The sequence below is a fragment of the Amycolatopsis sp. NPDC006131 genome (genome assembly GCF_040614175.1).
Classification (GTDB): Bacteria; Actinomycetota; Actinomycetes; order Mycobacteriales; family Pseudonocardiaceae; genus Amycolatopsis_E; species Amycolatopsis_E tucumanensis.
The window spans coordinates 18,987-31,991 of sequence record NZ_JBEXTX010000035.1 but is presented as its reverse complement, the minus strand read 5'-3'; the positions used below and the strand labels follow the sequence as shown (position 1 = coordinate 31,991).

The window sequence follows — 13,005 nt, the reverse complement described above, 5'->3', positions numbered from 1 at the left end:
CGTGTCGCTACCTTTTTATAGGGCTATCTAGCGTGCGAACTAGAAAACGTTAGGGATGAAGAGACGCGGGAATGGGTAGATCCTCGACGTGACATGTCGCATCCGAGGAAGGCGAGGATCGTGATCTTGCGTCGACTGGCCCGCCCCATGCTGGCGAGCATCTTCATCTACGGCGGCATCAACGCCCTGAAGCAGGCCGAGGGGCACGCGGAGGCGGCCAAACCCGTGCTCGACAAGGTCGGCGAGCAGCAGGACAAGCTGCCCGACGCGCTCCCGACCGACCCGGTGAGCCTGGTCAAGATCGACGCGGGGGTGAAGATCGCGGCCGGGACCCTGTTCGCGCTCGGCAAGTTCCCGCGGCTGTCCGCGCTGGCGCTGGTCGGCAGCCTGGTGCCGACGACCGTCGCCGGCCACCCGTTCTGGGAGGCCAAGGACCCGCAGCAGAAGCAGGACCAGCTGATCCACCTGCTCAAGAACGCCGGACTGGCAGGTGGCCTGCTGATCGCGGCCGCCGACACCGAGGGCAAGCCGTCGCTGGGCTGGCGCGCCCGCCGCGCCGCCGACAAGGCGAGCAAGCAGGCCCACAAGGCGACCGAGAGGGCGAGCAAGCAGGCGCACAAGGCGTCGAAGCAGATCCAGTCGACGGCCGCGTCCGCCCGCGACGTCCTGCCGGTCTAACCGAGCAGGCGGATCACCAGGTCCCGGCGGCTGCGCACGCCGACCTTGTCGAACACGGCCTTGAGGTGGTCTTGCACGGTGTGCGCGGAGATGTGCAGCCGGTCGCTGATCGCGCGGGTCGGCAGGCCACGCAGGACGAGCGTGGCGACGTCGGCCTCGCGCGTGGTCAGCCCGTGCGCGGCCAGCACCAGCGGAGCCGCCGCGCGCGCGTCGGCCGGTTCGACGACGACGGCCAGCTGCCGGGTGCCGGTGAGCCGCGAGGCGTGCAGCGTGAGCCACGAGCCGTCGGCGCCACGCACCCGGACACTCGGCAGCGCGCTACCGGACCGCAGCGCGGCGGCGACCGCGTACACCGGCAGGGGCAGCGGAACGCCAGGCGGGAGGAGGGACAACAGGTGCTCGGCGTCGGGGGTGAGCGAGACGAGCCGCAGGTCGTCGGTCAGCAGCACCACTCCCGGCCGGTGGTCCGCGGCGGCCGGGCCGTCCACGAGAGCCGCGGTGCGGATGGCGTGCGCGAGATGAGGGGCGAGACGGGCGAGCGCGGTCTTCTCGGTCGCGGTGAAGCCGGGCAGGCCGTCCTCGCGGTGCAGGCAGAGGTAGCCCCAGCAGCGCCCGCCGGTCACGAGCGCCGCACGCATCTCGTCACCGAGCCCGAGCGGGCGCATGATCTCGCGGTAGCGCTCGCTGGCCCAGCGGTCCCGCCCGGTGGCGCCGTCCAGGGTGGCGACCGGCCTGCCGGAGGTGACCAGCCCGGCGAAGGTGTTCACGTCGCCGCCGCCGAACTCGTTGTCCAGGAACAACGGCGCCGCGGTGTCCAGCGGCGGGTCCGGCCAGGCGCCGGTGAACAGCAGCGTCTCCGGATCGGCGGTCGCGAAGAACGTCGCGTCCGTGGGCACCACGCGGCGCAGGGCCCGCAGCACCTCCCGCCGGACGCCGGTGGTGTCCAGGCCGCTGTGCGACAGGCGGATCACGTCGTGCTCGGCGCGGACCGCACTGGGCGATCGCCGCATGCGCCCAGTGTGCGCCCCCGCCGTGCCCCGCGGAAATCCCAGACGCGTGGGATGGTCCCGGGGTTCCCGCCGCCGCAGCATCACCGCATGACCACTGACCAGCTCAGCAGCAACAAGCAACTCGTCGAGGACTTCATCCAGGACCTGTTCACCAAGGGCGACCTCGGCGCCGTCGACCGCTACCTCGACCCCGCCTTCGTCAACCACGACCCGCCGTTCCCGGGCATCCCGGACGGGCCCGACGGCATGCGGCAGGCCGCCGCGACGATGCGCCAGGCCATGCCCGACTGGCGCAGCGAAGTCGAGCGGCTCGTCGCCGAAGACGACATCGTCGTGGAGGTGTTCACCGCCCGCGGCACCCACCAGGGCGAGCTGATGGGCGTGCCGGGCACCGGCCGCACGATCACCCTGCGGGGGATCAACGTCTTCCGCGTGCAGGGCGATCGCATCGTCGAGCGCTGGGGCAGGCTCGACCAGCTCGGCCTGCTCCAGCAGCTCGGGCTCGTGCCATGACAATCGGCCTGCGTTGCGGTGCGGGTGGCGGAACCTCAGACGCCCGCCCGCCAGCCCGACCGCCACCCCTCATCGAGGCGCTCCGCGCCGCAGTGCCTTCGGCTGTGGGATCGCCTCCTCATGAATTCCCACCCGCCGGCCCGACCACCACCCCTGGTGGACGCGCTCCGCGCGGCGGTGTCACCCACCACGTCGGCGCTGTCCTCGCGAGAGGACGCCCGCCCGTCACCCACCACCACCCTCAACCGACGCGCTCCGCGCGGCTGAGCCAACTCAGAACCCGCGGCGGTGCCGGCTGCTGGCCCACAGCAACCGGCTCCGCCGCTCAAAACCTCTGCTCACTTCTCCAGGATCGCCGTGATGCCCTGGCCGCCCGCGGCGCAGATCGAGATCAGGCCCCGCCCGGAGCCCTTCTCGTGCAGCAGCTTTGCCAGCGTCGCCACGATGCGGCCGCCCGTCGCCGCGAAGGGGTGGCCCGCGGCCAGCGACGAGCCGTTCACGTTCAGCTTCGACCGGTCGATCGGCCCGAGCGGCGCGTCCAGCCCCAGCTTCTCCTTGGCGAACGCCGGGCTCTCCCACGCCTTCAACGTCGCGAGCACCTGGGAGGCGAACGCCTCGTGGATCTCGTAGAAGTCGAAGTCCTGCAGCGTCAGGCCGGCCTTCGCCAGCATCCGCGGCACCGCGTACGCCGGGGCCATCAGCAGGCCCTCGCCGCCGTGCACGTAGTCCACCGCCGCGGTCTCCGAGAACGTCAGGTACGCCAGGACCGGCAGCTTCCGCGCGGCGGCCCACTCCTCGGTGGCCAGCAGGACCGTCGACGCGCCGTCGGTCAGCGGGGTCGAGTTGCCCGCGGTCATCGTGCCGTCCGGGCCGCCGAACACCGGCTTGAGCTTGGCCAGCTTCTCCGCGGTCGAGTCCGGCCGCAGGTTCTGGTCGCGGGACAGGCCGAGGTACGGCGTCACCAGGTCGTCGAAGAACCCGCGCTCGTAGGCCGCGGCGAGGCGCTGGTGGCTGGTCGCGGCGAGGACGTCCTGCTCCTCGCGCGAGATCTCCCACTCCTTGGCCGTCAGCGACGCGTGCTCGCCCATCGACAGCCCGGTGCGCGGCTCGGCGTTGCGCGGGATCTCCGGCACGATCTGGCCGGGCCGCAGCTTGGTCAGCAGCTTGAGCCGCTGGCCCACGGTCTTCGCGGAGTTGAGCTGCACCAGGATGCGGCGCAGGTCGTCGTTCACCGCGAGCGGGGCGTCGGAGGTGGTGTCCACGCCGCCGGCGATCGCCGAGTCGATCTGGCCGAGCGCGATCTTGTTCGCGACGTTGACGATCGCCTGCAACCCGGTGCCGCACGCCATCTGGACGTCCGCGGCCGGGGTCTCCGGCGAGAGCTTGCTGCCCAGCACGCTCTCCCGGGCCAGGTTGAAGTCCCGGGCGTGCTTGAGCACGGCGCCCGCGGCGACCTCACCGATGCGCTCGCCCTGCAGCGCGAAGCGGCTCACCAGGCCGTCCAGTGCGGCGGTGAGCATGTCCTGGTTGGACGCGTTGGCGTAGCGGCCGTTCGACCGCGCGAACGGGATGCGGTTGCCGCCGACGATGGCGACGCGACGAACGTCCATCAATTCCTCCCACTGCGGTGGTGAGCCTCGGATGACAGTGTAACCTACTCACGAGTAGGTAAGCTCGGTAAGGAGGCACGTGATGGCCGACCGGTATCAGCAGTTCACCAAGACGCCGATCGGGAAGTTCCTGGTGCCCAAGCTCGGGCTGCCCAACCCGCCGGTGCTGCGCCGCTACCGCCCCGGACAGCCCGCCCTCGATGGTCCCGCACTTTTCGGCGCCGCGCCCGGTGGGCGGCTCGAAAAGACCGTGCAGAACCAGCTGGCGACGGCCGGCATCACGGTGCTGACCGAGCCCGCGGGTTGCGACCAGCGCTACGGCGGCCTGGTGTTCGACGCCACCGGCATCACCGACCCGGCGCAGTTGCGCGAGGTGTACCTGTTCTTCCACCCGGTGATCCGCAAGATCGGCTACTGCGGCCGGGTCGTCGTGCTCGGCACCCCGCCGGAGCTGGCCGACGGCCGGGAGCGAATCGCCCAGCGCGCGCTCGAAGGGTTCGTCCGTTCCGTCGGCAAGGAGCTCAAGCGTGGCGCGACCGCCCAGCTCGTCTACGTCGCGCCCGGCGCCGAGGAGGCCGCCGAGTCGACGCTGCGGTTCGTGCTGTCGGCCAAGTCGGCGTTCGTGGACGCCCAGGTGATCCGCGTCGGCGCCACCGGCACGCCGTCGGTGCCCGCGATCGAGAACTGGGAGAAGCCGCTCGACGGCAAGATCGCCCTGGTCACCGGCGCCTCCCGGGGCATCGGCGCGGCGATCGCCGAGGTGCTCGCCCGCGACGGCGCGCACGTGATCGGCCTGGACATCCCGGCGCAGGGCGGCGAGCTGTCCGAGGTCGCCAACAAGGTCGGCGGCTCCGCGCTGCAGATGGACATCACCGCGGCGGACGCGCCGGACAAGCTGGCCGCCTACCTCAAGGAGCGGCACGGCGGGGTCGACATCGTCGTGCACAACGCCGGCATCACGCGCGACAAGACGCTCGGCAACCTCACCGAGGGCGCGTGGGATGCGGTGCTCACCGTGAACCTGGCCGCGCAGCTGGCGGTCAACGACAAGCTGCTGAGCGAGAAGGTGCTCCGCGAGAACGGCCGCATCATCGGCGTTTCGTCGATCGCCGGCATCGCGGGCAACGTGGGCCAGACCAACTACGGCACCAGCAAGGCCGGCGTGATCGGCATGGTCCAGGACGGCGCGCCGAAGCTCGCCGAGTACGGCGCCACCATCAACGCCGTCGCGCCCGGCTTCATCGAGACGAAGATGACCGCGGCGGTCCCGCTGTTCATCCGCGAGGCCGGGCGGCGGCTGTCCAGCCTCGGCCAGGGCGGGCTGCCGGTGGACGTCGCCGAGACGATCGCCTGGTACGCCAACCCCGCGTCGGCCGCGGTGAACGGCAACGTGGTCCGCGTGTGCGGCCAGGCTCTGCTGGGGGCGTGATGGGCACGAAGGAACTCCGCGAGGCGCCGAAGCTGGCGCCGTTGTACGCCAAGGCGTTGCTGCCGCACAGCGGTGGCGGCGGCCTGCCGGACACCGAGTACGTGCGCGCGGGCGTCGAGTTCGACCCGGCGCACGTGGCGGCCTACAACCAGGTCTGCGGGTTCCGGCTGGGCGACGAACTGCCGGTGACCTACCCGCACATGCTCGCGTTCCCGCTGCAGATGGCGCTGATGACGCAGCCGGACTTCCCGTTCCCGCTGCTGGGCATGGTGCACGTCGCCAACCGCATCACGCAGCGCCGCCCGGTGCGGCTGACCGACACCGGCACGGTCCGGGTGCGCGCGGAGAACCTGCGGCCACACGAAAAGGGCCGCCAGTTCGACGTGATCAGCGAGTTCACCACCGCCGACGGTCCAATCTGGACAGAGGTGAGCACGTACCTGCGGCGCGGCGGCGGCGAGGGCGGCGGGAAGCGCGAGCAGCTCGCGGCGCCCGCGGCGAAGGCGATCTGGCGCGTGCCCGCCGACATCGGCCGCCGCTACGCCGAGGTCTCCGGCGACCGCAACCCGATCCACCTGCACCCGCTGACCGCGAAGCTGTTCGGGTTCCCGTCGGCGATCGCGCACGGCATGTGGACGAAGGCGCGTGTGCTGGCCGCGTTCGAGGGCAGGCTGCCGGACGCCTACACGGTCGACGTGAAGTTCAAGCTGCCCGTGCTGCTGCCGGCGAAGGTCGCGTTCACGTCGTGGCAGACGGGCGACGGGTGGGCGTTCGAGCTGTGGGCGGCGAAGAAGCCGAAGCCGCACCTGGAGGGGACGATCACTCCTCCGGACGCCACACCGAACCCTCGATGAGGTCGTTGAACCCCAGCCACACCAGGTTCATCAGCCACGACGCGAGCACGCCGTCCGACACCTCGGAGTGATCGAGCCACCAGTCGGCCAGTGATTCGGCGGCTCCGACGAGCGCCACGGCGAGGGCCGGGCCGGAGAACTCGGCCCGGTCCCCCAGGCCCTTCTTCATGCCCGCGGTGACCACGAGCGCGGTGACCACCTCGATGGCGCGCGAGCGCAGCATGGTGATCTCGTCGGCGAACCGGCCGCCGACGGTCAGCGCCTGGCGGTGCAGCACCGTCCAGGAGTCCCGGTACTCGGCGACGAAGCGGTAGAACGACCGCAGCCCGTGCCACAGCTGCATGTCCGGCGGCAGTTCCGAGCGCAGTCCGTCGCGGACCGCCTCCAGCAGGCGGCCTGCCTCGCGGCGGATGCACTTGGCGAACAGGTCTTCCTTGGCGCCGAGGTAGGAGTAGATCATCGGCTTGGAGACGCCGGCGACCTCGGAGATCTCGTCCATCGACGCGGAGTGGTAGCCGTGCCGGGAGAACACCTCCACGGCGGCGTCCAGGATCTGCCGTTCTCGCACGGCCCTGGGCAACCGCCGCGAGCGCGGGGTCTTCACGTCTTCCGTCACGCCGACCTCCTTCACGCCGAAACGCTACCTCCTCACCCCTTCGCCGGTAGAATCTCCGCCTGTGTCCGGCACAGTGGTCGACGCGTTCGCCCGCCAGATCGATCTGAGCAGGCTGTCCGCGGAGCAGTTCATCCAGCTGCTCGAAACTCTGCACATGCTGGGGTCGGCCGGGACCGGCGTGCACCTGAGCGGGATGTCCACGGAAACGCTCGCCGACGTCGTGCGGCGCGCGTCGAAGGAGCAGCTCAGGGCGATCGGTGAGCACCCCGAGCTGCGGATGGTGTTCCTGGAGGAGATCTTCCGCCGGATGTCGGACCACTTCCTGGCGGAGAAGGCGCGGTATTCGAGCGTCGTGGTGTGCTGGCGGTTCCCGGGCGGCTCCGGGATCGGCGGGTACGACCGGTTCCAGACGGTCATCGAGGACGGCCGGTGCCACTCGGGGAAGGACCTGGGGCGCGAGCCGGACACGACGATCACGATCGCGCCGGACGACTTCTTCCGCGTCGCGACGGGCAACGCCGCGGTGGCGGCGATGTTCGTGACTGGCAAGGTCAAGGTGAAGGGCGAGTACGCGCCCGCTGTTCGGCTGTCGGGTTATTTCGATATACCGAAGCCGGCTTAGCCTTCGATGATCGGGCGGTTGGTGGTCTCCTTGTCGACCACCTCGCTGTCGACGACGATGAGCCGGTTCGGCATGCGGCGTTCGGCGCGCTTGAGCCAGGCCCGGCGGACGATGCCGCGGGTGGGCGGCAGCAGCAGCGCCAGCCCGGCGAGGTCGGAGAGGAAGCCCGGGATCATGATGAGCAACCCGCCGAACGCGACGAGCATGCCGTCGGTGATCTCCGCGTGCGGCGAGCGGCCGGCGCGAGCGGTGGCGAGGAACGCCTGAGCGGCGCGCGCCCCTTCCCGCCGGGCCAGCCAGGAGCCCAGGAACGCCCCGACCACGAGCAGCCCGAGCGTGCCCAGGAAGCCGATGAGCGAGCTGACCGCCCAAACGGCAGCCACCTCGGCGACGATGTACAGCAGCAACACGACAGCCATACCGGTTCAACGTCCGGAACCGGCGGATTTCTCCCGGGCCAGGCCGGAGAGGAACAGCCCGGCCTCGCGCGGGGTGGTCAGCAGGTACTGCCGGGCGCCGCAGCCGTGCTCGGCGATCGCGCGCAGGGCCCGGGGCCGCGAGCGGCGGCGGAAGGCCCAGATCCAGGCCAGGAACTCGAGGGACAGACGTTCCGGGCAGCCCGGCGCCTGCCCGTCCCGCCCCCAGCCCCGCAGGACACGCAGGACGGCCCGGCGCAGGCAGACCCTCCGCGGCGGGTCGAGAAGGATCACGGTGTCGGCGGCGGCGAGCCGGATCTCCAGCGTGCCGCCGTAGTTCCCGTCGAGGAGCCACCGCTCGCCGGCGACCAGGGCCCGCTGCCGCGCGGCGAACTCCCCGGCGGGCAGCGGTACCCAGCCCGGCTGCCAGTAGACGTGGTCGAGGTGGGTGACCGGGAGGTCGAGCAGCGCGCCCAGCCGCCGGGAGAAGGTCGACTTGCCCGCCCCACCGCAGCCGAGCACCACGACGCGCCGCATGACCGCCGACCCTAGCCCACCTGTCGCAGCACGGCCGCGAGTTCCGCCGGCCGTGTCAGGAACGGGTGGTGCCCGCACGCCATCTCGACCACCGCGCCCGCCCGTTTCGCCTGCAAGCGTTGCACGTCCGGCGGTGTCGCCGGATCGTCGGCGCACACCACGTACGTCGAGGGCAGCGAGCGCCACGCGGCGGCCCGCACCGGCTGGGTGAAAGCCGTCGCGGTCTGCGGGATCAGCCGCGTCATGGCGCCGGCCGCAACCTCCGGGTCGCAGTCGTGCAGGTAGCGCGGCGCGAGCGAGGGGCGCAGCGACACCAGCCCCTCCCCGGCGGGCTCCACCGGCGCCACGCCGCCGGTCACGTGGGACAGGGACTCGCCCACGTCGGGCAGGTACGAGTCGACGTAGACCAGGTGCCGCGCCGCCGGGTGATCCGCCGCGGCCTCGGTCATCACCACTCCGCCGTAGGAGTGCCCGCACAGCACCGCGGGGCCGTCGTCCAGCGCCGCCCGCACCGCCGCGACGTCCGCGTACAGGTCACCCCCGCCACCGCAGCTGGGCAGCTCCACTGCCACGCTCTCCGGCAGCAGCGGCGCCATCCGGCTCCACCACCAGGCGCCGTCGCGGACCAGGGCACCGTGCACGAACACCACCCGCATGTCCCCAACCTGGCACCGCCCGGCGGCCGCCGGAAGCGTGTTCGCTCAGGGCTTGCGGGCCACGCCGCCGAGGACGCGGGACTCCGAGGGCGTCCGGCGGAACAGGGTGCTCCGGTCCGGGTGCCACGACGGCGCGTACACCAGTCCGGGCTCGAGCAGCTCCCAGTCGCCGAAGAAGCGGGCGAACTCGGCCCTCGTGCGCAGCTGCCCGGGGTTCGTGGTGCCCTCGTAGTACTCCACCAGGTCGGCCAGCGCCTGCCGTTCCTCGTCGCTGCGCGGGTTCTCGTTCGTCATCTGCGACAGGACCAGCAGCGAGCCCGGCGCGAGCCGGTTCCGGAAGTAGGCCACCCGGCTGTCCGGGTCGTCGGCGTCCTTGATGAAGTGCAGCACCGCGTTGATCACGAGCGCGACCGGCTGCCGCGCGTCGACCATGCCGGTGTCCAGCACCCGTTCCCACAGGTCCTCGGCGTGCATGAAGTCGGCGGCGATCGCCACGTGCCGCGCCGGGTCGGCGGTGTCGGCCAGCAGCAGCTGCGAGTGCGCCAGCGCGACCGGCTCGTTGTCCACGTACACGACCCGGCTGTCGCGCTGGGGCCGCGCCTCGTCGGCGACGTCGTGCACGTTGCCCGCCGTCGGCAGCCCCGACCCGATGTCCACGAACTGCCGCACCCCCAGCCGCGCGCACTCCCGCACCGCGCGGCCGAGGAACTGCCTGCTGGTCTTCATGTACTCGCCGATGAGCGGCAGCCTGCGCCGGATCTTCTGCGCGAACTCCCGGTCGATGGCGTAGTTCGTCGTGCCGCCGATGAAGTAGTCGTAGACCCGTGCCGCGGACGGGCGGTCCAGACTGTTCTCCACAGCGCGCAACGCCTCGTCCATGCGCTCCATGGTAGTGATCAACGAAGTCCGGATGTGATCCGAAATGAATTGCCCGATTGGAGCGTGATGGCCGAATTCGTCCTGGTCCACAGCCCGCTCGTGGGTCCGCAGACCTGGCAGCGGGTCGCCGACGAACTCCGTTCGCGTGGCCACCGCGTGGCCACCCCGTCCCTGGTCGCCGCGCTCGACGGGCCCGGCCCCTACTACCCGCGGCTCTTCGACGCGGTCCGCGAACCCGGCACCTTGGTGGTGCACAGCGGCGCGGGTGCGCTGGCCGCCGGGATCGCCGCCCGCACCGGCGCTCCGCGGGCCGTCTTCGTCGACGCCCTCCTGCCGCACCCGGGTCGCAGCTGGTTCGACACCGCGCCGCCCGAGCTGGCCCAGCGCCTGCGCGACCTGGCCGCCGACGGCAGGCTCCCGCCGTGGCACGAGTGGTTCCCGCCCGGCACGGTCGAGGACCTGCTGCCCGACCAGCGGATCCGCGACGAGTTCCTGGCCGGGTTGCCCCGCGTCCCGCTCGCCTACTTCACCGAACCCGCGCCCGCCGAGACCGAACCGCCGAGCGCCTACCTCCAGCTCAGCGGCGCCTACGACGAGGAAGCCCGCGAAGCCGCCGGACGCGGCTGGCCCGTGCAGCGCCTGGACACCCACCACCTCGCGCCGCTCACCGACCCCGCCATCATCGCGGACGCGCTGGAACGGCTGTGAGATTCCACATCGTGAGCTGCGGGAACAAGCGGATTCCCGCGTCTCGTTGAACCGTTCCGTGGCATCAGAGCAACGGCAGGCGCGCGTGCGCGCGCCCGAACTCGCCGGCGACGTGTGGCTGAACACCGGCGGTGAGACCGTCACGCTGGCCCAGCTGCGCGGCAAGATCGTGCTGCTCGACTTCTGGACGTCGGGCTGCATCAACTGCCTGCACGTCCTGGACGAGCTGCGCCCGCTGGAGGAGGAGTTCGCCGACGTGCTCGTCACGATCGGTGTGCACTCGCCGAAGTTCCTGCACGAGGGCGAGGCCGCGGCCATCGAGGCGGCCGTGCGCCGCTACGAAGTGCACCACCCGGTCCTCAACGACCCCGACATGACGACCTGGTCGCAGTACGCCGTGAAGGCCTGGCCGACGCTGGTGATCGTCGACCCGCAGGGCTACGTCGTGCACACCGCCGCCGGCGAGGGGCACGCCGAGGCGCTGCGCCGGGTCATCGCCGAGCTCGTCGAGACCCACGACGCGGAGGGCACCCTGCGCCGCGGCGGCAACCCGTACGTGCCGGTCGAGGAGCAGCCCGCCGACCTGCGCTTCCCCAGCAAGGCGGTGGTCACCGCCGAGGGCCGCATCCTGGTCGCCGACACCGGCAACCACTCGATCGCCGAGTTCGCCTCCGACGGCGAGACCCTGATCCGCCGCTTCGGCAGCGGCGCCCGCGGCCGCGCCGACGGCGCGTTCGACGTCGCGAGCTTGGCCGAGCCGTCCGGTCTCGCGCTGCTGCCCGCCGAGGTCGCCGACCAGGCCGGCTACCACCTGCTCGTCGCCGACACGGCCAACCACCTGCTGCGTGGCGTGGACCTCGTCACCGGCGAGGTGACCACGGTCGCCGGCACCGGCAACCAGTGGCGTGACGGCGAGACCGACGGCGACGCGCTGTCCATCGACCTCACCAGCCCGTGGGACGTGATCTGGTGGGAGCCCGCGGGCGGCGCGGTCGTCGCGATGGCGGGCAACCACACGCTGGGCCTGTTCGATCCGCGCACCGGCCGGATCTCCCGGTTCGCCGGCACGACCGTCGAGGGCCTGCGTGACGGCGCGGCCGCCGAGGCGTTCTTCGCGCAGACCTCCGGCCTCGCCGTCCAGGGCGACCGGTTGTGGCTCGCCGACGCCGAGACCTCCGCGCTGCGCTACCTGGAGGACGGCGCCGTGCACACCGCGATCGGCACCGACCTGTTCTCCTTCGGCCACCGCGACGGCGACGCCGCGGACGCGCTGCTGCAGCACCCGCTGGGCGTCGCGGTGCTGGCCGACGGCACCATCGCGATCGCGGACACCTACAACGGCGCCGTCCGCCACTACGACCCTGCGAGCGGCAAGGTGTCCACGCTGGCGAAGGACCTCGCCGAGCCGTCGGGCCTGCTGGTCACCGGGGACGCGCTGCTGGTCGTCGAGTCGGCCGCGCACCGCCTCACCGCGCTGCCGCTGAGCGCGGACGGGCAGCAGGTCGCCGGGGACGCGCTCGCCGTGCGCCGCCCGCCGACCGAGCTGGCCGCGGGCACGGTCGAGTTCTCCGTCGTCTTCACCCCGCCGCCGGGCGAGAAGCTCGACGACCGGTTCGGCCCGTCGACCCGCCTGCAGGTGACCGCCGCGCCGCCGGAGCTGCTGGCCGAGGGCGAGGGCACCGGCACCGAGCTGACCCGGACGCTCAAGATCGCCGAGGGCCACACCGAGGGCGTGCTGCAGGTCGTGGCGCAGGCCGCGAGCTGCGACGCCGACGCCGAGCACCCGGTCTGCCGGGTGACCCGCCAGGACTGGGGCGTGCCGATCCGGATCACGCCGGACGGGCCGGACCGCCTCCAGCTGATCCTCGCGGGGGCGTGAAGGCGCTCTCCAGCACGTCCATGGCCTGGTGGAACAACGTGACCAGGTCCGGATCCGAACCGGGCTGCCACCGTCCGATGGCGGCCCGGTTCGCGCCGATCGCGGCCGCGGCCGTGGTCCGCACGTAGAGGTCGTCCGCCGGTAGTCCGGTGCGCGCGGCCAGGGCTTCGGCCACCGCCTCTTCGAGCGCGCGGTTGGCCTGTGCCACTCGCGGCATCAGCTCCGGGTGCTCCCGCAGCAGCAGCGTCCGCTCGGTCCACACGTCCGTGGCGGCCAGTTCGGCGAAGCGCCCGGCGAACACCTCCCGCAACGCCGTCAGCGGCGGCTCGTCCGCGGGCCGGTCCGCGATGCGCTGCCCCAGCGTGGCGGCCGCGATGTCCAGCGACAGCACAGCCTCGTCCTTGGTCGCGAAGTAGTTGAAGAACGTCCGCGGCGAGACCCCGGCGGCCGCGCAGATGTCCTCGACCGTCACCGCGTCCGGCCCGTGCCGGCGGTACAGCGTGACGGCCGCGTGGCGCAGTGCTTCGCGGGTGGCTTCCTTCTTGCGCTCGCGCAGACCGGTGGGCGGGCTCACGATTCTTACAGTACTGCATTTTTG

15 protein-coding genes are annotated in these 13,005 nt (G+C 72.0%); 7 read left to right on the top strand and 8 right to left on the bottom strand.

The window, feature by feature from the left end; translation table 11 throughout:
• Nucleotides 1–147: 147 nt before the first annotated feature.
• Nucleotides 148–678 (top strand): DoxX family protein, encoded by a 531-nt coding sequence (locus tag ABZ215_RS19635; RefSeq protein ID WP_020422251.1) that lies wholly within the window; start codon nucleotides 148–150, stop codon nucleotides 676–678.
• On the opposite strand, the gene ABZ215_RS19630 is transcribed toward ABZ215_RS19635, so the two are convergent.
• Entirely contained in the window at nucleotides 675–1,688 is a 1,014-nt protein-coding gene (locus ABZ215_RS19630; RefSeq protein WP_354950647.1) for a LuxR C-terminal-related transcriptional regulator, read from the bottom strand. The two genes, ABZ215_RS19635 and ABZ215_RS19630, sit on opposite strands and share 4 nt — an antisense overlap.
• Before the next feature lie 87 nt (nucleotides 1,689–1,775).
• On the opposite strand from ABZ215_RS19630, the gene ABZ215_RS19625 reads away from it, so the two are divergent.
• Nucleotides 1,776–2,201 carry an ester cyclase gene (locus ABZ215_RS19625; protein ID WP_020422249.1) on the top strand — a complete coding sequence of 142 codons (426 nt, stop codon included), beginning with the start codon at nucleotides 1,776–1,778 and terminating at the stop codon, nucleotides 2,199–2,201.
• A 338-nt stretch (nucleotides 2,202–2,539) separates the two neighbouring features.
• Here the strand turns inward: ABZ215_RS19625 and ABZ215_RS19620 are convergent, their stop codons facing one another.
• Nucleotides 2,540–3,811, bottom strand: coding sequence for an acetyl-CoA C-acetyltransferase (locus ABZ215_RS19620; protein WP_020422248.1), 1,272 nt, complete (start codon nucleotides 3,809–3,811; stop codon nucleotides 2,540–2,542).
• Between the two features lie 82 nt (nucleotides 3,812–3,893).
• On the opposite strand from ABZ215_RS19620, the gene ABZ215_RS19615 reads away from it, so the two are divergent.
• Together ABZ215_RS19615 and ABZ215_RS19610 are read left to right on the top strand one after the other, a co-directional pair.
• Nucleotides 3,894–5,240, top strand: coding sequence for a 3-oxoacyl-ACP reductase (locus tag ABZ215_RS19615; RefSeq protein ID WP_354950644.1), 1,347 nt, complete (start codon nucleotides 3,894–3,896; stop codon nucleotides 5,238–5,240).
• The gene (locus tag ABZ215_RS19610) at nucleotides 5,240–6,094 is read left to right on the top strand and encodes a MaoC/PaaZ C-terminal domain-containing protein (protein ID WP_354950690.1); all 855 of its coding nucleotides are present in this window, start codon (nucleotides 5,240–5,242) and stop codon (nucleotides 6,092–6,094) included. Before ABZ215_RS19615 ends, ABZ215_RS19610 begins: the two co-directional genes overlap by 1 nt.
• Here ABZ215_RS19610 and ABZ215_RS19605 read toward each other — a convergent pair.
• On the bottom strand, nucleotides 6,060–6,710 hold the full coding sequence (locus tag ABZ215_RS19605; RefSeq protein WP_026153636.1) for a TetR/AcrR family transcriptional regulator: 651 nt from the start codon (nucleotides 6,708–6,710) through the stop codon (nucleotides 6,060–6,062). The two genes, ABZ215_RS19610 and ABZ215_RS19605, sit on opposite strands and share 35 nt — an antisense overlap.
• Nucleotides 6,711–6,771: 61 nt before the next feature.
• On the opposite strand from ABZ215_RS19605, the gene ABZ215_RS19600 reads away from it, so the two are divergent.
• Entirely contained in the window at nucleotides 6,772–7,332 is a 561-nt protein-coding gene (locus tag ABZ215_RS19600; RefSeq protein WP_027936488.1) for an SCP2 sterol-binding domain-containing protein, read from the top strand.
• On the opposite strand, the gene ABZ215_RS19595 is transcribed toward ABZ215_RS19600, so the two are convergent.
• Genes ABZ215_RS19595 through ABZ215_RS19580 form a run of 4 tightly spaced genes read right to left on the bottom strand, consistent with a single transcriptional unit; the run spans nucleotide 7,329 to nucleotide 9,829 of the window.
• On the bottom strand, nucleotides 7,329–7,751 hold the full coding sequence (locus ABZ215_RS19595; RefSeq protein WP_017985824.1) for an FxsA family protein: 423 nt from the start codon (nucleotides 7,749–7,751) through the stop codon (nucleotides 7,329–7,331). The two genes, ABZ215_RS19600 and ABZ215_RS19595, sit on opposite strands and share 4 nt — an antisense overlap.
• A gap of 6 nt (nucleotides 7,752–7,757) precedes the next feature.
• The gene (locus tag ABZ215_RS19590) at nucleotides 7,758–8,285 is read right to left on the bottom strand and encodes a DNA topology modulation protein FlaR (RefSeq protein ID WP_237335906.1); all 528 of its coding nucleotides are present in this window, start codon (nucleotides 8,283–8,285) and stop codon (nucleotides 7,758–7,760) included.
• Nucleotides 8,286–8,296: 11 nt separating this feature from the next.
• Nucleotides 8,297–8,941, bottom strand: a complete 645-nt coding sequence (locus tag ABZ215_RS19585) for an alpha/beta hydrolase (protein WP_354950642.1) — start codon at nucleotides 8,939–8,941, stop codon at nucleotides 8,297–8,299.
• Nucleotides 8,942–8,986: 45 nt separating this feature from the next.
• Nucleotides 8,987–9,829, bottom strand: a complete 843-nt coding sequence (locus tag ABZ215_RS19580; protein WP_354950640.1) for an SAM-dependent methyltransferase — start codon at nucleotides 9,827–9,829, stop codon at nucleotides 8,987–8,989.
• A gap of 57 nt (nucleotides 9,830–9,886) precedes the next feature.
• On the opposite strand from ABZ215_RS19580, the gene ABZ215_RS19575 reads away from it, so the two are divergent.
• Both ABZ215_RS19575 and ABZ215_RS19570 read left to right on the top strand, forming a co-directional pair.
• Nucleotides 9,887–10,528, top strand: coding sequence for an alpha/beta hydrolase (locus ABZ215_RS19575; protein ID WP_354709717.1), 642 nt, complete (start codon nucleotides 9,887–9,889; stop codon nucleotides 10,526–10,528).
• An 85-nt stretch (nucleotides 10,529–10,613) separates the two neighbouring features.
• Nucleotides 10,614–12,407, top strand: coding sequence for an NHL domain-containing thioredoxin family protein (locus ABZ215_RS19570; RefSeq protein ID WP_354950688.1), 1,794 nt, complete (start codon nucleotides 10,614–10,616; stop codon nucleotides 12,405–12,407).
• Here ABZ215_RS19570 and ABZ215_RS19565 read toward each other — a convergent pair.
• Nucleotides 12,358–12,981, bottom strand: coding sequence for a TetR/AcrR family transcriptional regulator (locus ABZ215_RS19565; protein ID WP_354709715.1), 624 nt, complete (start codon nucleotides 12,979–12,981; stop codon nucleotides 12,358–12,360). The two genes, ABZ215_RS19570 and ABZ215_RS19565, sit on opposite strands and share 50 nt — an antisense overlap.
• Nucleotides 12,982–13,005 lie beyond the last annotated feature (24 nt).

What these genes read in the sequence shown, in the direction of transcription:
- ABZ215_RS19610 (WP_354950690.1), top strand. Translation starts at nt 5,240, where the DNA reads ATGGGCACGAAGGAACTCCGCGAGGCGCCGAAGCTGGCGCCGTTGTAC.
- ABZ215_RS19635 (WP_020422251.1), top strand. Translation starts at nt 148, where the DNA reads ATGCTGGCGAGCATCTTCATCTACGGCGGCATCAACGCCCTGAAGCAG.
- ABZ215_RS19585 (WP_354950642.1), bottom strand. Translation starts at nt 8,941, where the DNA reads ATGCGGGTGGTGTTCGTGCACGGTGCCCTGGTCCGCGACGGCGCCTGG.
- ABZ215_RS19590 (WP_237335906.1), bottom strand. Translation starts at nt 8,285, where the DNA reads ATGCGGCGCGTCGTGGTGCTCGGCTGCGGTGGGGCGGGCAAGTCGACC.
- ABZ215_RS19615 (WP_354950644.1), top strand. Translation starts at nt 3,894, where the DNA reads ATGGCCGACCGGTATCAGCAGTTCACCAAGACGCCGATCGGGAAGTTC.
- ABZ215_RS19625 (WP_020422249.1), top strand. Translation starts at nt 1,776, where the DNA reads ATGACCACTGACCAGCTCAGCAGCAACAAGCAACTCGTCGAGGACTTC.
- ABZ215_RS19620 (WP_020422248.1), bottom strand. Translation starts at nt 3,811, where the DNA reads ATGGACGTTCGTCGCGTCGCCATCGTCGGCGGCAACCGCATCCCGTTC.
- ABZ215_RS19630 (WP_354950647.1), bottom strand. Translation starts at nt 1,688, where the DNA reads ATGCGGCGATCGCCCAGTGCGGTCCGCGCCGAGCACGACGTGATCCGC.
- ABZ215_RS19595 (WP_017985824.1), bottom strand. Translation starts at nt 7,751, where the DNA reads ATGGCTGTCGTGTTGCTGCTGTACATCGTCGCCGAGGTGGCTGCCGTT.
- ABZ215_RS19575 (WP_354709717.1), top strand. Translation starts at nt 9,887, where the DNA reads ATGGCCGAATTCGTCCTGGTCCACAGCCCGCTCGTGGGTCCGCAGACC.
- ABZ215_RS19580 (WP_354950640.1), bottom strand. Translation starts at nt 9,829, where the DNA reads ATGGAGCGCATGGACGAGGCGTTGCGCGCTGTGGAGAACAGTCTGGAC.